This is a genomic window from Streptomyces sp. 150FB (assembly GCF_000818195.1).
GTDB lineage: Bacteria > Actinomycetota > Actinomycetes > Streptomycetales > Streptomycetaceae > Streptomyces.
The window spans coordinates 58,902-76,584 of record NZ_JTHL01000002.1 but is presented as its reverse complement, the minus strand read 5'-3'; the positions used below and the strand labels follow the sequence as shown (position 1 = coordinate 76,584).

General features: G+C 68.5%; 19 protein-coding genes. 16 read left to right on the top strand and 3 right to left on the bottom strand.

The features are described from left to right. The first annotated feature begins 87 nt into the window (after positions 1-87). A complete protein-coding gene (locus tag QR77_RS41505; protein ID WP_040029635.1) occupies positions 88-738 on the top strand; it encodes an HAD family hydrolase in 651 nt (216 codons plus the stop codon). A gap of 4 nt (positions 739-742) precedes the next feature. Continuing rightward, positions 743-1,582 (top strand): NAD(P)-dependent oxidoreductase, encoded by an 840-nt coding sequence (locus QR77_RS41500; protein ID WP_052489856.1) that lies wholly within the window; start codon positions 743-745, stop codon positions 1,580-1,582. A gap of 7 nt (positions 1,583-1,589) precedes the next feature. Here QR77_RS41500 and QR77_RS41495 read toward each other — a convergent pair whose 3' ends face one another. The 3 genes from QR77_RS41495 to QR77_RS41485 all read right to left on the bottom strand — a co-directional run bounded on the left by QR77_RS41495 (position 1,590) and on the right by QR77_RS41485 (position 4,200). Further along, positions 1,590-2,159, bottom strand: a complete 570-nt coding sequence (locus QR77_RS41495; RefSeq protein ID WP_040029634.1) for a guanylate kinase — start codon at positions 2,157-2,159, stop codon at positions 1,590-1,592. After that, positions 2,156-3,193 carry an AAA family ATPase gene (locus QR77_RS41490; protein ID WP_040029633.1) on the bottom strand — a complete coding sequence of 346 codons (1,038 nt, stop codon included), beginning with the start codon at positions 3,191-3,193 and terminating at the stop codon, positions 2,156-2,158. The genes QR77_RS41495 and QR77_RS41490 overlap by 4 nt, the downstream gene beginning before the upstream one ends. A gap of 206 nt (positions 3,194-3,399) precedes the next feature. Beyond that, positions 3,400-4,200 carry a GntR family transcriptional regulator gene (locus QR77_RS41485; RefSeq protein WP_040029632.1) on the bottom strand — a complete coding sequence of 267 codons (801 nt, stop codon included), beginning with the start codon at positions 4,198-4,200 and terminating at the stop codon, positions 3,400-3,402. 407 nt (positions 4,201-4,607) lie between these two features. Here QR77_RS41485 and QR77_RS41480 point away from each other — a divergent pair, with 407 nt between their 5' ends. From QR77_RS41480 to QR77_RS41415, 14 genes are all read left to right on the top strand, one after another. Further along, positions 4,608-5,357 (top strand): hypothetical protein, encoded by a 750-nt coding sequence (locus QR77_RS41480; protein ID WP_040029631.1) that lies wholly within the window; start codon positions 4,608-4,610, stop codon positions 5,355-5,357. 113 nt (positions 5,358-5,470) lie between these two features. Then, on the top strand, positions 5,471-6,019 hold the full coding sequence (locus tag QR77_RS41475) for a hypothetical protein (protein ID WP_040029630.1): 549 nt from the start codon (positions 5,471-5,473) through the stop codon (positions 6,017-6,019). A gap of 153 nt (positions 6,020-6,172) precedes the next feature. Continuing rightward, entirely contained in the window at positions 6,173-6,484 is a 312-nt protein-coding gene (locus tag QR77_RS41470) for a hypothetical protein (protein ID WP_040029629.1), read from the top strand. Further along, entirely contained in the window at positions 6,481-6,807 is a 327-nt protein-coding gene (locus QR77_RS41465; protein ID WP_040029628.1) for a hypothetical protein, read from the top strand. The genes QR77_RS41470 and QR77_RS41465 overlap by 4 nt, the downstream gene beginning before the upstream one ends. Before the next feature lie 353 nt (positions 6,808-7,160). Continuing rightward, positions 7,161-7,316: a hypothetical protein gene (locus QR77_RS47645; protein WP_173476487.1), complete on the top strand. Its 156-nt coding sequence runs from the start codon at positions 7,161-7,163 to the stop codon at positions 7,314-7,316. A gap of 60 nt (positions 7,317-7,376) precedes the next feature. After that, positions 7,377-7,541 carry a hypothetical protein gene (locus QR77_RS47245; RefSeq protein WP_160311027.1) on the top strand — a complete coding sequence of 55 codons (165 nt, stop codon included), beginning with the start codon at positions 7,377-7,379 and terminating at the stop codon, positions 7,539-7,541. 105 nt (positions 7,542-7,646) lie between these two features. Then, positions 7,647-8,183, top strand: coding sequence for a hypothetical protein (locus QR77_RS46325; RefSeq protein ID WP_052489855.1), 537 nt, complete (start codon positions 7,647-7,649; stop codon positions 8,181-8,183). A gap of 246 nt (positions 8,184-8,429) precedes the next feature. Beyond that, entirely contained in the window at positions 8,430-9,602 is a 1,173-nt protein-coding gene (locus QR77_RS41445; RefSeq protein WP_040029625.1) for a hypothetical protein, read from the top strand. A gap of 239 nt (positions 9,603-9,841) precedes the next feature. Continuing rightward, positions 9,842-11,482 (top strand): FtsK/SpoIIIE domain-containing protein, encoded by a 1,641-nt coding sequence (locus tag QR77_RS41440; protein WP_040029624.1) that lies wholly within the window; start codon positions 9,842-9,844, stop codon positions 11,480-11,482. Positions 11,483-11,650: 168 nt separating this feature from the next. Next, a complete protein-coding gene (locus QR77_RS41435) occupies positions 11,651-12,643 on the top strand; it encodes a bifunctional lytic transglycosylase/C40 family peptidase (protein ID WP_063798230.1) in 993 nt (330 codons plus the stop codon). A gap of 3 nt (positions 12,644-12,646) precedes the next feature. Continuing rightward, positions 12,647-12,922, top strand: coding sequence for a hypothetical protein (locus QR77_RS41430; RefSeq protein WP_040029623.1), 276 nt, complete (start codon positions 12,647-12,649; stop codon positions 12,920-12,922). 5 nt (positions 12,923-12,927) lie between these two features. Beyond that, positions 12,928-14,253: a hypothetical protein gene (locus tag QR77_RS41425; RefSeq protein WP_040029622.1), complete on the top strand. Its 1,326-nt coding sequence runs from the start codon at positions 12,928-12,930 to the stop codon at positions 14,251-14,253. A gap of 100 nt (positions 14,254-14,353) precedes the next feature. Then, positions 14,354-15,427, top strand: coding sequence for a hypothetical protein (locus tag QR77_RS41420; RefSeq protein ID WP_040029621.1), 1,074 nt, complete (start codon positions 14,354-14,356; stop codon positions 15,425-15,427). After that, complete coding sequence (locus tag QR77_RS41415) at positions 15,424-17,631, top strand: hypothetical protein (RefSeq protein WP_040029620.1); 2,208 nt, start codon at positions 15,424-15,426, stop codon at positions 17,629-17,631. The genes QR77_RS41420 and QR77_RS41415 overlap by 4 nt, the downstream gene beginning before the upstream one ends. Positions 17,632-17,683: the final 52 nt, after the last annotated feature.

Sequence of the window (17,683 nt, the reverse complement as noted above, 5' to 3'; positions counted from 1 at the left end):
TCTGAAACATACACCATTTGATCTCTGCCGAGGGGATGCTGTCGTGGAGAACGCCGTTGCGTTCGACGGCCGGTAGGGTCCGGGACCATGCCCGGACTTGTACTTTTCGATCTGGACGGCACTCTGGTCGACCGGCATCTGGCGCTCAGCGACGCCGTGGCCAGCCTGTGCCAGGCCAATGCCCTCGCGCCAGACGCCGAACTGTGGCTCCGTGCCGAGCTGGCCGACCGCGCGAACGCCGCAGATTTCGTCCGGCTGCGGGAAGTCTTCGACCTGGAGGTCTCCGCAGCGCGGCTGTGGCAGGAGTACGTCAGCCTCATGGCGGCCGCCGTCACCTGCCCACCGGAGGTTCTCGAGGGCCTGGCCCGTCTGCGCGCGGCCGCGTGGACGATCGGCATCGTCACCAACGGGGCTGGCGACATCCAGCGAGCCAAACTCGCCACGACCGGCCTCGCCGACCTGGTCGACGGCGTCGCAGTCTCGGGCGATCTGGAGATCCGCAAACCAGACCTGCGCCTCTTCGACCTTGCGGCGACCCGTTGCGGCGTGAACCTCGCGCACGGTGGCTGGATGGTCGGCGACAACCCCTCCGGGGACATCGGTGGAGGTCATCAGGCTGGTCTGGGCACAATCTGGCTGCGCGGCCGCCCATGGCCGGACGATCTTCCTGCCGCTCACCACGTCGTAGACGACGTCACCGACGCCATCACCATCCTGCTCAACGAGACCTCGGAGTAGCACCGTGGACCAGCCGACCGTCGGGATCCTGCACCCCGGCAGCATGGGCGCCGCCGTCGCCGCCTGCGCCGCGACCAACGCAGCTGCGGTCCTGTGGTGCGAAGCCGGGCGCAGCACCACATCCGCAGCGCGCGCCGGGCAGGCAGGCCTGACTCCGGTGACCTCGCTGCCCGAGCTGCTGGACCGCAGCGACATCGTCATCAGCCTCTGCCCGCCGGCCGTAGCCGAGGACATGGCACGCGACGTTGCCGTGCATCGCTTCGACGGGTTGTACCTGGAGGCGAACGCCATCAGCCCCGAGCGGACGCTGCGGATCGCCGGACTGCTCGAACCAGAAGCGACCGTCGTGGACGGCGGCGTCATCGGCTCCCCGCCCGTACACGGCAAGACCCCGGTGCTGTATCTGTCCGGCCCGACCGCCGCGACCGAGCAGATCGAGGCGCTCTTCGCGGGCACCGCGGTGCAGACGAAGGTGTTGGGCACGGAGGCCGGAAAGGCGTCCGCGTTGAAACTGTCGTACGCCAGCTTCCAGAAGACGTCGAGGGTCTTGGTGGCGCTCGCCGTCGGGATGGCGCGCGAGCACGGCGTCGACCAGGAGCTCATGGAGGTCGCTTCTCGGCGCACCGATTCATACCTGTCGGAGCCGCAGTACGTGGCCAAGACGGCTGCGCGCGCCTGGCGTTGGGGCCCGGAGTTGGAGGAGGCCGCCGACGCGCTCGCGGCCGCAGGCCTCCCACCGGACATGCTGCGCGCGGCAGCGTCCACGCTGGCACGGTGGCGCGACGTCAAGGACGACAGCAAGCTCACGCTCACCGACGCCCTGGACCGACTCGCCCAGCCGTAGCCCGCGTTCATGTCGTGGCAGCTCCGGCCCGCTGGGTCAGGAGTTCGTCGATGAGCCGCGCCGCGTCCTGCGGGGACGCCGCCGTGGTGTCCACGGTCAGATCCCAGACCAGGTCTGGATGCGTGTCCAGGTCCTCACAGGTCGCCTCCCACGCCGCCAGGCGTGCCGTGGTGTCGCTGTCGCCTCGCTCTGCGGACCGCTGTGCAGTTACCTCGCGCGGGCACCACAGCAAGACCACAATCCAGTCGGACGGGTAGCCGTTGACCAGGGCGCAGATGCCGTCGACTTGCCCGAGGTGTACCACCGGCACGCCCAGGGCGGCTGCTTCAGCCAGGCCAGGACGATCGATGATGTAGGTGTTGCCGTACCGGGCGTTCGCGTAGACGACATCGCCCGCTGCCTCCAGTACGAGCAGATGCTCTGGCGTGCCCATCCGGTAGCCGGTGGACTTGCCCGCCCCGACCTTGAGCCGTGCGAACTGCGCGTACTTCGAGTTCAGCTCGATGAGCGCGGTAGTGATGGTGTCCTTACCCGCTGCGGGCGGGCCGTAAAGGATCACGCCCTGCTTCGAGGTCATGCGTACATCGCCCCCATCGCCTGCCGGGCCTGGTCAGCGAGCGTCACCGCAGTCCCCAGCCGGTTGTCGACGATAAGGTGCGGCACCGCCGGGCGCAGCTCCAGGTCGATCGTGGCCATGTATTCGTCCCAACGCTGGAGCTTCCACGCGTCCCGGGCTGCAGAGCGGAATCCGATGTACTCGCGCATCGACTCTTCATCGCAGCGAACCCACACCGGGAAGACGTCGACCCCCATCGAGCCCGCGCGGTTGGCCAGACGCTGCATCCAGGCCACATCTGTCATCTCCGCGATGAACGGGGCGGTCAGCACGGTGCTGATACCGCACTTGATGTTGGCCAGGGCCGACTGCATCAAGCAGTCGTACTCCACGGGCCGGACTTTCTCTCGGTAGAGGTCGGTGTGCCTGTCGTTCGCGTCGCCGCCCAGGGCGACCAGAAGGCGTTCCACGAGCGGGCGTGTGAGTGGGTCCTTGTCGAGCAGCGGCCAGCCAGTGAGTTGAACGAAGAAGCGGGCGAGCTCGGTCTTCCCGCTGCCGGCGAACCCGCCGACCAGGATGAGCACCGGGCGGTGCGGGTCGCCCCCCGTGTGCCTACGCTTCCACGCGTCAATGATGCGCTGCTGCAAGTCGAAGTGGTCAGCTTCGCCCGAGCCCGGCGCGATGCGGTGAATCGCCCGCTCAACAGCCAGGACGTGCGTGCCGTTGAGGCGGTCGTCTATCGGTGTGAGCTTGAAGGACGTCTCCTCACCCGGCAAGGCAGTGCGGAAACCGAGGTCGGGCTCGGTGGCCCGGTAGAGGAGACAGTAGGCGCGCCGGTAGTGAGGACCTGGGAAGACTTCGCCCTGCTCGTGCTGCCACAAGGTTTGAGGATTTGCGGCAGGAATGCCCTTGAGATTGGCCTGCTCGGCAACCGCCCGGAGGCGCTCACCGGCCTTCTCCAAAGTCAGGCCATGAGTCTCCCGCTGCTCACGCAGCCGATCCGGCCTCCACCCTGCACGCTGCTTTCCCACCCTCTGCCCCTCCGTCATCGTCATGGCCGCGAGCCTAGAGCTCGGGCCCCAAATCCCATGTGTACGCGGATGTTGAAAACCCGTGAATGACCTTGCGTACGAGCTTCGACAAGCCTCTGTGATGGTTCACTCCGGCCAGCCCGAGTCTGATGGCCCTCATGAGACGAGCAGATGGGAGGGGCTCCATGACAGCCGACCGCTTCCTACGGCAATCGGGAGGTGAGGTGCAGTCAGTGTTCGTCGTCGTCGCCGCCGTCGTCTCCGTCGTCATCGGTGAGTCGAGCGCTTGCGTGGCGTCGGATGGAGTAGCCGATCTCGAATTCTTCGGCACTCATTCTGGTGTCGTTGAGCTCAACGACCTCACCGCTGGGCGAGGTCGTGACTCGCACGACGCGCAGGAGTGGCACGCCGACATCGGCGGGAAGGTTCAGTGCTGCCGCTTCTTCGGGCGAGGGCATGCGGGCCGAGACGCCTTCGCTCCAGCGGAGCGGGCGGTGGCCCATCTCCTCAAGCCGGTCGTAGATGCCTCCTGGCCCTGTATCCGCCTCCGCGAGTCGAGTTCCTCGAGCGAGGTTGGTCGGCAGGTAGCTGGTGGCCAACTGTCTTGGCTTTCTGGTCTCGGGGTCGCCCATCACGCGATCACGAACGAGGACTTCGGAACCGGTGGCAAGGCCCATGAGAGCGGCGAGATCAACCGGCACGACCCCCCACCGCAGAGAGGGGGGCTCCAGGGCTACCCACGGCTGGGCAGTCGGGTCGAAGTAGTAGCCGATCTCATCGCGGAAAACTTGACGGGACCGGGTGATACGCCGCTTCTCAGGGCGCTCCCGCACGATGGTCCCTCTGCGGCGCACCGCGACGACCAGTCCCTCTTGCTCCAGGAGAGCGATGGCGCTTCGCACAGTTTGGTAGCCAGCGCCGTACTGCGTCTGAAGCTCAGTCAGCATCGGCAGCTTGTCGCCCGGCATGTATCGCCCCTCGCCGATCTGCTGTCGCAGGTCAGCGGCGATGTCGCGATACGAGACGGGCATCGGAGCCACCTTTCAGAGTGCTGCGCGGGATCTGATTCTAGGGCTAGCTCTATCAGGCAGCGATCTCGAGCACAACCGATCGACGCAAATAGAGCTATCGCTATTGACTCGGCTGCCGAACATGGTCTCTACTAGGCGATAGCGATAGCCCTAACGCTCCGTTGAGCGGGGGTTACGCCCTCAGTGCCACCGCAAAACAGCAGGAGTCACTGCCTCTTCGGAGGTGGCGGCAGTGGGGTGAGCCGAGCTCCCCCGGCCTAGGCGCCTGTACCGAATATCGAGCACCACAGATCCACTCCGAACAGCGTTGCTGCGCTGTCTGTCCGCCAGGACCACCAGCCGAAAGGCCGGCCCTGGTGTGGCAGAGAAGGCAGCACCCGCACCCGCCCCCCCGTCAGGAGGATTCGATGCCCCGTATTCGCCCCGGCCGCGTCCGGACCAAGAACACCAACCGCCGTGCGCCCCTGCTGCTCAGCACCATGGCTCCGGAGGACTTCAACGTCCGTCCGAACGAAGTGAAGTCGATCGCCTGCCCCGACTGCCGCACCTGGCGCCGCATCATGGGCGACACAGTCCTCAAGATCCGCGAGCACTGCGCCTCCGACAAGGTCGCGGACGGCGAGAAGCACGTCGTCTGCCTCGGCAGCGACCAGCTCGTGGTCGTCGACATTGACGTGCGGCGCTGGCAGGCTCGGCAGAACCGCCTGCTGCGCGACGCGATGCCGCAGGACAACCGGCGCGCAGCCCAGCAGTTCTACAAGCCGCTCCCGGCCCCGGCCGCTCCGATCTCCCGGATCGAGGCGGAGGCCACGCTGGAGACGACTCGCCAGTCCTACCTCGCCCACCGCAAGGGATGCACGCGGTGCGTCGGCGCCCAGCACTGCACGGATGGCGGCATCCTCGCCCGCCGCTACGTCCGCGCTCTCCAGGAGGAGCCCGCCCGCCGCGAGGCCCGCGATCAACTGGAGTGCCAAGAGCGGCGTGCCGCGCGGAAGCATGCTGCGCAGTGGCCGGCCGTGCGCAAGGACCAGTGGGCCAAGCACGGCGGTGAAGCGGTCGAAAAAGCGAACAACCGGTGCTCGGAGCGGACTTCGGGATCCCTGTCCGAGTTCAGCGGCCCCCAGCTTCCCCTGGAGCCGCTGCGGATCACCACCTGACCCGACCCCTGACGAACCACCACGGCCCCGGCCGCCCAACCCGCTCACCGAGTTGGGCGGCCGGGGCCGTCGTACGCCAGCCCCTCAGACACCTCCACCCGGAAGGACCCGCCATGTCCACCACCCTCGTCGACCTCTACACCCGCTACTCCGAGCGTCTCGCCGCCCACGTCGCCGACGGTCTGGGCATGACTGGCACCGATACCGACGACGTCACCCAAGAGGTCTGGCTCGAGGTCGCGCAGCTCAGTGCTCTTCCCGAGCCGGACCAAGCGTGGGCGATCCTCATGGGCCTGGCCGACCGGGTGATCGATCAGGGAGCCGACTACCGCCAGTTGGAAGTCCCGTACGGCGCTTTGGCTGACGTACCCAATCCGATGCGGGAAGCGGAACCGGCACGGACGCTCACCGAGTTCCATGTCGAGCACGGTGAGTGCAGCACCCGGCCCAGCGCCGACATCGAGACCTACGAGCACCTGGTCGAAGGCGCGCACCCGGCCATTGCCCACGCGTTCCACACCGACCTGGTCGTCGTCGGTCGACACGCGGAGGCCGACCAGGTCGTCGTCGACCTGCGCACGGCCGAGGAACTCGAGGCAAGCAAGGCCCGCACCACCAAGACCCACATCACCCCGATCTGCGAGACGGCACTCGCCAGCTGAGTCCGACGCCTCTTGCCGGAACCGCGCCCCGTGCGCGGGGCCGGTGACGGGCGCCGGAATCCGCCGGCCCCAGCACCACCACGCAGCGCGGCGCCCGGGACCTTGACCTCCCGGACGCCGCAGACAGGCACCCCTCTGAAAGGAAACCGCCTGATGCGAACGATGATCGCACGTCACCTGCTGCTGGTCACGACCAGCGGCGAGCCGGAGCCTCGGCACGACCGGCCGACCGACACACCGCCCGCGCCCACGCGTCCTCGCCTCCTCCGGGCGTCGACTCCCGCTGAGATTCAGAGGGAGGAGGAGGACCGTGCCGGAGACGACGGCCTGGGCTACGAGCGGGACGAAACGGACAACCTTCTGGTCCGTGCCGAGGATGAGGAAGACCGGCCGCCGCTGCCGAAGCGCGAGCCGGGCAAGACCCTCGAGGACTGCCTGAGCGCCGACTGGAGGTTGGCCGCATGATCACCCTCCTCACCCGGCCGGCCGTCACGGCAGTGAACCCCGAGTACGCCTGCGACCTCTGCAAGGGCTGGCACTCCGATGCCTGCCCCGCCGCACACCGGCTCCACCAGATGGTCCGGCACCTGGTCGCCGACGGCGACCTGCGCGCTGCGGCCGCAGGCCGCCGGGCACGCCGCACGCTCGCCGAGATGGCACCAGGAACCCCGGGGCGGGGGGTCGTAAGCGCCTCGACTCCGCCGCCGCTGGAGGGCCCCACCACCAACGACGACGACCTCGACAGGGCGCTGGGCGGCCCCTGGGACGACGAGGGAGACGAGTCATGAAGCACGCCGACCTGATCTCCTTCTCCCGTTTGTGTGACCGCCTGTGTCACCTCTACCAGTGCGCCATGTGCCAGGGCTGGAAAGACGAGGAGACCGTCAACGGCCTCTGCGCTGGCTGCCGTTGAGCGTGCCAGCCGCCGCCGGCATACGAGTTGCCCGCGCCGCACAGCACCGTGCGGCGCGGGCGCTCGCCGCACTGGGTCTGGGCCACCCCCGCGTCCGCGTTCTGCTGACGGCCGCCGCTCTGGCGGCGACCGCAGCCTGGGACACAGGCCACCCCGTGCGCGACGTTCACCCCATCCCCAAATCGGAAAAGACGATCCGTGACGAAGTGTGATCTTTTCATCCGGTACATGAAGGCCTTCGAGGAATCGACCAGCCACGTGCGCGCCTGTACCCCCGCCTGCGAGTCCGGCACGTGGTGTCAGGACGGCGCGGTGATCCACCAGCTCTTCTTCGACCTCCAGGACGAATACGAAGCCAGCCAGGGGAGGCCGCCGCTCACCTGATCAGCTCGGACCCTCCCCTCCAATCCCCAGCGCAGCCCGCTGGACGCAAGGAAGAACGTCGTGACCACCGACTTGTACACCCACTACATGCACGCCAGCCGCGCCTGGACCGACCACCGCAGCAGGTGTACTGCCTGCCAACTCGATCAGCGGTGCGCGTCCGGGATTCGGCTGTACCAGCAGTTCGCCGAGCTACAAGACGCCTACCTCAACCGCAAGCCCTGACCCCGGCGTTGTCCGTCGCCCCCGTGCCTTTCCGGGCGGGGCCGGCGGACAACGCCGGGAGCTCCCCGCTCCGGGGTATCGGACACGAAGAAGCAGGAGGAAATAGTGGAACAGGAACGGAACAGCGTCGAGTCGCCCGAGCAGGGACCATCGGAGATGGTCGTCGCGGTGGAGGCGTATCTGGCGGAGCAGGCCGGGTGGCTGGAGGCCGCGCACGAGCGGATCCACCGCGTGTACCCGGACGGTGCGCTGTGGTGGGGAGAGAGCGGCAGCCGGCTGACGGGCGAGGAGATCGCCCGGCATGCCGAGGCCGCCGTCCGGTACCTGGAAGCCGAGGGTTGGGCGCCCCGCGCGAGCGCCGAGGAGCGGTTCGCCGCCTACGACGCGAAGCACGGCCACAACTTCCGGGTCGTTCTTCCGCCCCAGGACCTGTTCCTGGCTCTGTTCCGTACGGCGCGTACGGATGACGTCCTGTACCGGCTCGGCACCGTCCTCAACTCGTTGCTCCTGGTGTCCACCGGGGCGCCTTCGGTGCGCTACCAGGACTGGGACACGCACCCGGACCGCACGCTCCGGGAGGTGCGGGAGGTGCTGGTCGCGGCTGCCGCGTACGCCCGCCGCTACGGGCCGCCCGCCCCCTGACCGACAGGGGAGCCGGACAGATCAACCACAGGCCACTGGGAGCGCCGCTCGGGGGCGCCCATCTCGAAGGTGGTCGCCTGTTCGCCACCTCTGGCGCCCGGCCGGATCAACATCCCACGCAGAAAGGAAGGAAGACCCATGCGTTTGGTCAACCTGCTCGGCATGGCCAGCCCGCTCATTGTCGTCATCGTCGTACTGCTGGCCCGCTGAGGCCACAGGCACCGCGGAGAAGAAAGGAGAAAGAACGTGAGCAGTGACAAGAAGTGGATGGACCTCTACCGCTCCCCGAGGGGGATCGTGCTGGCGGCCCTGGGGGTAATCACCCTGGGCGTGGCCGTTCTGTCGGTGTTCGTGAGTTACGGGATCCTCGATCCCGCGTTCGGGGCGTGGGCCGTGCCCACCGTCGGCGCTCTGGACGCTCTGTGGCTGGTGTTCCAGGCGACGGAAATACTGGCCGGCAACAACGCCCAGCGGGCCCAGCGGGTGCGGTGGGCGGGGCTCATTCTCACGGGTGTCAACGCGGCGATCCCGACCGTCCACCTGATCATGGCCACGCCTGGCGAGTTCGACCTGGCCATGGTGCTGACCCCGGTCGCGATCCTCGCCACCAAGATCGCCTGGTGGGTCGCGCTGCCGTCGCTGGGCCGGAAAGTGTCCGCCGCGACCCGGCAGAGCATCGACGACAAGCGGCAGGAGGTGGCCGACCGGCTGGAGGAGATGGAGGCGGAAGCCTCCCACCGCGTCGAGCTGCTCGAGACCGCGACCGCCCTGGAGAAGCGCGTGGCCGAAGCAGAGACGGCCTACCGGATGTCGGTACTCAAGACACAACAGTCCATGACCGAGGAACTGCATTCGCAGGCGGAGGCCACGGCGAAGACGGTGGCAGACCAGCCGTTGCCCAGCGCCGTCACGGAGATCACCCTTCCGGTTCTCGAGACGTGGAAGCCCGGCACGGCCGCCCTGCCTGGGCGTGCCGGTTCCGGCACGGTCGCCATCGGCCCCTCAGCCCTCGGCGCGCAGGTCAGCGGGGTATCGGAGACAGGTGTGCCGGATTCCGGCACACCGTTCGGCATGCCTGGTGTGCCGGAATCCGGCACACCAGGTGGTGCCCCGGCACGGGCTATCACGCTCGCGGAGCTCGCGGCTGTCGCGGGTGTGCCGGTTCCGGAGGTCGGCGAGAAGCTGACGGACGGACAGATGGAGGTCGTCCTGCGCCAGTTTCGCTACAGCGACGACCCGCCGCTGTCGTACCGCCAGGCGATGAGCGCCTTCCGCGCGGCAGGCTTCGTCGGCAGCGAGGAGCGGGTGCGCCGGGTGTGGGCCGGACTCATGTCGAAGGAGGAGACCGGCTCCGCCCGCACCGTCAAGTCCGAGGCTTCCGAGGACAGCGAGGACGAGCCCGAAGACGCGGCGGTCTGAACGAACGCGTCCGGCACCACCAGTGAGGGCCAGCCCGCATTCCCTGCGGGCTGGCCCTCGCTGCGACTGCCGGAACAGCACCACGCAGTCGACCGGTGCAGACCCGGTGAGTGACCCGGCGAGCGACACCACGTCGCAGACCCGGGGAGCAGACCCGGCGAGCACCACAACCACCCGAATCGACCCGTGGCGCGGACCTGAAGTCCTGCGTCCAGGTCATGACCCCGGAAGGAGGGGGTGTGGCGAAGAAAAAGCAGGCCAGCCCCGGTAAGGACGACGTATACGGGCAGGCCGCCGGTGCGATCGGCGGCCTGGTCACCGTTTTCGGCATCCTCGCCACGATCAAGGACAGGCTCGGCCTGTCCTGGCCGGCCACGGTGCTCCTCACCGTGGGGGTCCTGGTCGGACTCGGCTACCTGGCCTGGCAGATCCGCACCCGGATCCTGCGCCTGTGGGCCAAGGACGGCCGTACCGAGACGCCCTCGGCACTGAGGCAGGAGTCCACCGCCGTAGTCGCCGCCGATGGCCTGGAGGCGGCCGTTCCGGCCGCTGAGGTGCACCCGCAGCTGACGTCGGCGCTCGTGACGGCGGGCGCGATCGCCAAGGACCAGGCGATCCGGGCCGACGAGGTCACGATCGAGCAGGTGAAGACCGGCACGGTCTACGACTTCCTGATGCCCCCCGGCCGCACCTACGCCGACATCGAACGGCGCCTGGGCCAGGTGGCCGGCGTCTTCGGCGTCACGCGTCTGCACCTGACGCTGAACCGCAGCAGCGACAACGAACGGCGGGCACGGCTCCTGGTCCTTGATGAGCCGCCGTTCACCCGCCCATTCCCCTCGCCGAACCGGCAGGAGATCGAGGCGTTCGACGGTGTCGCCTTCGGGCGCAACGTCACCGGCGAACTCGCGGGCGTGCCCACGTTCGACAAGGCGTCGCTGCTGGTCGGCGGGATGACGCAGATGGGCAAGACCACGCTGGTCAACGGGCTCATGACGTGCCTGATGATCGCCTACGGGGAATTCGACCTTTATTTGCTCGACGGGAAGTTCTGCGGACTGACCAGGTTCGCGAAAGTCGCCGTCCGCTACGAAGCGTCTGATCAGCCAGTCGTATTCGAGAGCATGGTCGATGAACTGAACGCCCGCTCTGAACGGCGCTACGAAAAAATGTCGGAAGCGATCCGGAACAGGCAGCCCGCCCCGAAATTCCGCCCGGTTTTCTTCATTGTGGATGAAGCGGCGGACTTCTTTGCCAACGACGGATCGAATGAAGGGAAGGAAGCGACTCGGCGGATCTCGGAAAAGACCCGCTCGCTGGTGGCGAAGTGCCTGGAGTCCGGTATTTCCACTGTCCTGCTGACGCAGCGCCCTGCCCAGAATGCCATTCCGGTCATGGTGCGGGACCAGTTCCTCTACCGCATGTGCATGTATGTGGCGTCAGAGGGGACTGCCAAGGTCGCCCTCGGAGACACGTACTTCGAGACGGTGGCACCGATCAACCCCGCGCTGCTCAACCCGGACATCAAGGGGCAGGGCGTCCTCTTCGCGAACGGCCGTTCCACACTAATTCGCGGATTCAACTTCGAGGATGAATTCGTGTGGGATGTCGTGGATGAAGTGTCGTCCCTGCAGCAGAAGGTGATCGAGGCCGCCCCGGAGTCCCCGCTCAAAAAGGCCATCGACCTCATGCGGGAAAAAGGCGTCGAGTTCATGCCCACGGCGGAACTGGCCCCCGCGCTCGGCGTCACGGAAACCAACGCGACAGAGGCCGGGAAGAAGCTCGCCCAGCTCCTCGGGGCCAGCTCGGACAAGGGGGCGAAGGGCGTGCGCGGCTACCGGCTCGCAGACCTCACCGCAGCTCATATGTCCGGTTCGTGACCGCCACCCGGCACCGCCACAGCACCGCCCTCCCACCGCCACCCGGCCCTGCCGGGTGGCGGTCTTCATGACCGGAGTGGCGGTGGGACGGCGGTCCCCGGGCGGTCACGGGTGGCGGTCCTGGCCTGCGGAAACATCGAAAACCTCCCAGAAGGAAGGAGGAGGCTCTTGAGAGCCTCTGCAGCGGTCACCATCGGCGTCGGAGCGACCGCGGCCGTCGTCGTGGCCGCGCTCGTCCAGGGTGCCGGCGCCAACCCGATAGGGACGGCGCTCAGCCTGGCCGTCCCCGGCGAGTACGCGTCCCTGATCGAAGCCTCGGGGCACACCTGCCCCGAGGTCAGCCCGAACCTGCTGGCCGCGCTCCTCACCCAGGAATCCGGCTTCAACCCGAAAGCGAGCTCACCGGTCGGCGCACAGGGTGTAGCCCAGTTCATGCCGTCCACGTGGAAACTCCACGGAATTGACGGAAACGGCGACGGCAAGCGCGATGTGTGGGATCCGGAAGACGCGATCCCCTCAGCGGCCGGATACCTGTGCGACATAGCAAACGACGTAAAAAGCGTCCCCGGCGACAAGCAGAAAAACATGCTCGCCGCCTACAACGCGGGAAGCGGCGCCGTCCAGAAATACGGCGGAGTCCCGCCCTACAAAGAGACACAGAACTACGTCCGTACCATCACCGCACTCGCGAACCAACCGTCCGGCGGGAAAGACCTGACACCAGCTCAGGCATCAACCGCAATCAACGCGGCAGCGGCGATGATCGGCACCCCGTATTCCTGGGGCGGAGGAAACACCGCCGGACCCAGCACAGGAATCTGCTGCTCACCGGCGGGCCACACCGGCACAGATATCGCCGGCTTCGACTGCTCGGGGCTCACGCTCTACGCCTATGCGCGGGCAGGAATTACCCTGCCCCGCACCGCGGCACAGCAGTACGCCGCGTCCGAGCCGGTCAAGCCGGGAGAACAGCAGCCCGGCGATCTCATTTTCTACGGCTCCAGCGCCGCGAGCATTCACCACGTCGGTATCTACATCGGCGGCGGCTGGATGATCAACGCTCCCCGGCCCGGCACCCAGGTCCGTATCGACCCCATGGACTCGATGACCGACCTGTACGCCATCGCCCGCCCCGCACCCCACCCCAGCAGGGAGATCTGACCCATGCGCACCTTCATCAACCTCGCCGCGCCCGTCGACATGTCCGGCGGGTTCAACGACTTCTTCAAGACCATCGGCATGACCGGCGGCGGCCTGGTCACCAAGGGCGTCGCCGCAGTGATCGCCGTCATCGCGCTGCGCATGCTGCTCCAGGTCTCCGGTGACCCCAAGGGCGCGCTGCGCAAGGGGTCGATGGCGCTGGGCACACTGTTCGTCGCCGTGATCCTCGCCCTGTACGGCAGTGAGCTGTTCTCCACCGTCACCGACGCCAAGGGCTGACGGGCATGGCCAACACCAACGACAAGGTCAACTGCGACAAACTGTTCGGCTTGGCCCAGGACTACTGCGAACGCAGGACCGGCGGGGCCGGCGGAAAGGACCCGTGCTCCGGCATCCCCGGCCCGATGAAGGACTACTGCGACAGCAGCCCGGGCGGGGGAGGCGGCCTCCCCGGTGGCGGCATCACTGGCAGCGCCACCGAGCAGGTCAAGCAGCTCGCCGACAGCCTGATCAAAGACATCACCGGGTTGCTCGCGCCGAAGCACGGCTGGGCGCCCGAGACGGCTGACAGCGGCCTGTACGCGCCGTTCATGTGGCTCGGTCAGCATCTGGCCGTCGCGATTTTCGTGTGCGTGATCGTGGTGTGCGCGGTGACTGCCTGGCAGGGCGTGCCCCGTCTGAAGCAGATGGGGGCCTCGACCGGCTGGTCGCTGGCGGCGGTGGCCGGCATGGCGTCCGTCCCCGGCGTGGTGATGCTGCTGAACACGGCGGTGAGCAGCGCGTTCACGGCCGCGTTCGACAGCAACGAGACGACGCTGTTCGGCGCCATCAAGGACGACATCACCCATGGTGCGGACTCGGGCAATCCGCTGGCGATCCTGCTGATCGTCTCCGGTCTTGTGGTCGCTCTGGCGACGGCGGTGCTGGTGTTCCTGACGCGGAACATCGGCATCCTCGCGTTCGTGTGCATGGCGCCGCTGGTGCTGGCCTCGCTGGCCCGGGGAGGCGACATGGCCGCGGTCAAGGTCTGGGCGAACCGGCTGCTGGGGTTGATGTTCTGCCCCTTCGCACTGCTCCTGGTCGCGCCCTTCGTGCAGTTCACGAAGGGCTCGCTTGCGGTGGACGCCGTGCTCCTGGTCGCTGCGGACGCCCTGATGCTGCGGATGATTTTCCACGGGGTGCCCTACATCGGGCCCCGGGTGGCCGGCGCCGCCCGGGAGCTGGTGGAGCTCCACGTCCCCAACCGCCTCGCGCACGCGGTGGTAAGGGCTGGGGTGCCGAAGGTCTACGAGCAGGAGAACGCTCCGCGTGGCCAGCGGACGGTGGCCACACCGGGCCGGGCGGCACATCAGGACCGTGGCGTGCTGTTCGCCGCCTACGGCGTCACGCAGCATCAGCGCTCGCCGCGGCTGACCACAACCTCGGCTGTTGCGAACGCGACCCGGGAAGCGGGCCGCAGCGCGCAGATCGCCCAGGCGCGCCGCGACGCGCGGGCAGCTGTCCAGACGCAGCAGCCCGACTCCCCGCCGCAGGCACCGAACACCCGTGGGGAGGGGTCCTCGGGACGGGCGGCGAACCCCCGCCCGACACCCGACCGATCCCACCCGTAACCGAGCTGCTGCCCGGCCCCGGCGCTCCCGCCCCCGCCACCTGGTACGGGGCTGGGCGCCGGGGCCGGGGCCGCTCCACTGACTTCGAGGAGATCATCCCGTGTATTCCCTGACGCCCGGTTACCGCATCCCCGCCCTGCAGCGCGGGCTCAGCCCCGCCGAGATCCTGCTGACGAAGGCCAACGCGGGTGTCGGGAGTGCCGTCCTGATGTCGGCGCTGCTCAGCCCGCCGCCCGTGTGGACGTTCGGCGCGGTGGGCGCCGCCGCGGCGTTGCTGAATGTGGCGCCGGGCCCGCGATCGATCGCCCGGTGGGCGGCGGTCGGTTACCGGCACCTGCGCGAACGCACCGCCCCCGGCGCGATGGGCGGCCAGCCCGGGGCGACCAGTACCTGGGCGCTGTACCCGCAGCACGGCACCATGCAGGACCCGCAGCGCCGGGCCGCGTTCCACCAGGCGTTCGCCCGCGCCCTGGAGTTCACGGCCGGGCAGGTCCGCACCACGGGCATCCAGGTCCACGTCACCCACCACGCCGCCGTGGGCGAGGCCACTGCCCACACGCAGACGATCTCCGTCCACGTCCCCAAGCGCCTGATCAGCCAGCCCGCCCGCATCCTCGACACCCTGGAAGGAGAGTTCGCCCGCCTCGGCGCGCTCACCCCCCTCACCCCCGAGCCGATCCCCGTCGTCACCGAACGGGGCCCCGGGTGGGCAGGGTTGGACGACGGACGGTTCGCGGTGACGGCGCGGATCACCGCGTGGCCACAGGAAAGTGACGGGGACCTGATGCCACGGCTGCTGCTGGGACAGGACTCGGACCGCTCCCTCGCCGTGCTGTACCGGCCGCTGCCGGCGGGCCAGTCCCGCCGGTCCGCGATGTGGCAGTCCGCCGCCGCGGACGCGTTCACCACCGACAAGGTCAAGGCCGCCGCGCACGAGGCCGCGAGCGGCAGCACACACGGCGCCCTGGTCCAAGGCGCCACCCTCGTCGACCTAGACGCCTACCTCACCGTGTGGGGCGACAGCCCCGAAGCGGTCACGGACGCCCGCTGGCAGGCATCGCTCACCGCCGACCGGCACCGCATCCACCTCGACTGGCTTCCCGGTCAGCAGCACCGCGCCCACCTGATGACCACCCCGCACGGAGCCTCCACCAGGAAAGGGGCGATTCTGTGATTCGTCTGCCCTCCACCCACGCCGCGATCACCACCCCCCTCGTCGCCTCCAACGCAGCCTTCCCCGGCATCCCGATCGGGAAGTCCCTCCTCGACGGCCGCGCCTTCCATCTCTCCCCCGTCTTGACCGACGCGGCGATCCTCCCGTCGACCAACAGCCTCGCCTTGGGAGGTCTGGGGTCGGGGAAGTCGACCACGGCCAAGACCCGGATCCGCCGCGAGATCCTCCACCACCAACACCAGGCCGTCGTCATCGACTCCTTCGGGGAGGACAACGCCGGCGAGTGGGCGCCGCTGGTGCGCTCGCTGGGGGGCCGCGTCATCCAGGCCGGCACGTTCACCCTCAACCCGTGCAGCGAACTGTTCCCGCCCGCGGTCCGCGAGCAGCTCATCCGCTCGCTGATCCTCGCCGTCGAACCCGGCGCGCTCACCTACCAGGCCACCCACGCCCTGCAGCACGCCCTGAACCACCCCAAGGCGACATCGCTGAACGGGGTGGTCGACGCCCTGGTCAGCCCCGAGGACGGCCGGTGGCCGGCCGTCAAACTGGCCGAGTGGGGCGAGGGCGCCGCGCTCGCCCTGTCCCGCTACACCGAAGGCTCGCTGCGCGGGCTGTTCGACGGCCAGGAGGCGCGCCTTCCCGAGACGGACCTGCCCATCCTGTCCTTCGACTTCACGGGCCTTGACCGCAACAGCCCGGCGATCCCCTCGCTGATGGCCGCCGTCTCGTGCTGGGCCGAGCATGTGTGGCTGCCCCAGTCGACCGCCGTACACCGGCACCTGGTGATCGAAGAGGCCTGGCAGATCCTGCTGTCCCCGGCCACCAGCGAGCTGATCCAGCGCCTGCTGAAGAACTCCCGCAAGGCCGGCCTGTCGCTGGACGTGGTCATGCACACCCTGTCGGACCTGGGAGACGGCCGGGCGCAGGACCTGGCCCGCCTGTGCGAGGTCGCCCACGTCGGACGCCTGGGCCCCGAGGAAGCCGCGATCGTCGGGGCGCTGCTGGGCCTGCCCGTCTGGGCCATCGACATGATCCCGACCCTGGACCCGGGACAAGCCGTATGGAAAGTCGGCCCCGACCACGTCGACATCATCCAGACCATCCTCACCGACGACGAAGCCACGCTGACCGACACCTCATCACGGCGCCGCACCGCCCAGCAGGCCCTCTCGCTCGAAGCCGAAACTGAACGCGAAGACGAAGGGCCGGTAGACCTCGAGGAGGAGCCCGCGGACGATCAGCACAAGGACCAGTGGGAGGGCCTGCCGGCACCCGTCGAGCAGGAATCCCTCAGCACTGGCAGCGGCGAGGGTGAGAACGGCTGGGACTGGGAGCTGCCGCCCAACGTGATCGACATCGACACCCGACACCACGATGTCGTCCAGGCCGCGACGGAGGGCCGGTGCAGCGAGGCCGCAGACCTCGCCGCCATCGGCGAGCGCTCGGACATCACCGCCCACGGCATCAACTCCCCCCAGGCCGCCTCCTGGTTGTCCACCCGGGCCCACGTCGCGGACGTGTGCGGAAACCCCGAACAGGCCACCCAGCTTCGTGCCACCGTCATCCGCATGAGAAAGGAAACGGGCATGGGCGACAATCCTGACTGGTTCGCCACCAGCAACAACGGACAGCAGTGGTACAGCGGACCCCAGCCAGCCCCCGTACCCGCGGCACCGCCCGCACCGGCTCCCAACCACCTTGGCGATCCGTCGCCTCGGCGCCGCACCTGGCCCTACGTCGCCGCCGTCGCCGCCCTGTCGCTCGCAACCGCAGGGGTGGTCCACCACACCCACGACGAACAGCAGCAGCAAGAACGCGCGGAGAAAGCCCTCGCCTACAAGGGTCGCGCAGGAGCGGCCCTCCACGTCGACGGCGTCCACGCCTACGCCATCGCCCAATGGAGCACCGGCAGAGACCACGTGACCCTGGAACTGCGCTCCTACTTCGACCGAAACGCCCAGTACCTGCGCATCGACGCGGACGGCAAGACAGCCAGCAGCGTCCAGAAAGACGGCTGGTACCCCCTGACCCCAGAAGTCACGCTGCCGGTCACCGACCCGCTCGCCGACGTCACGGTCCAGGTAGCGGTCGGCGGCAAGACCTGGCAGAAGGGTTCTCCGGGCATCGTCCGGACCATCCGACTCTCCCCCACCGGCATCTCCTACGACGCAGAGACCGGACACCAACTCCCCTCCGACCTCTGAACAACTCTCCGGTCGCTCCGCCTGGTCCTCGCCCGCCCCGAAGTGGTCGAGC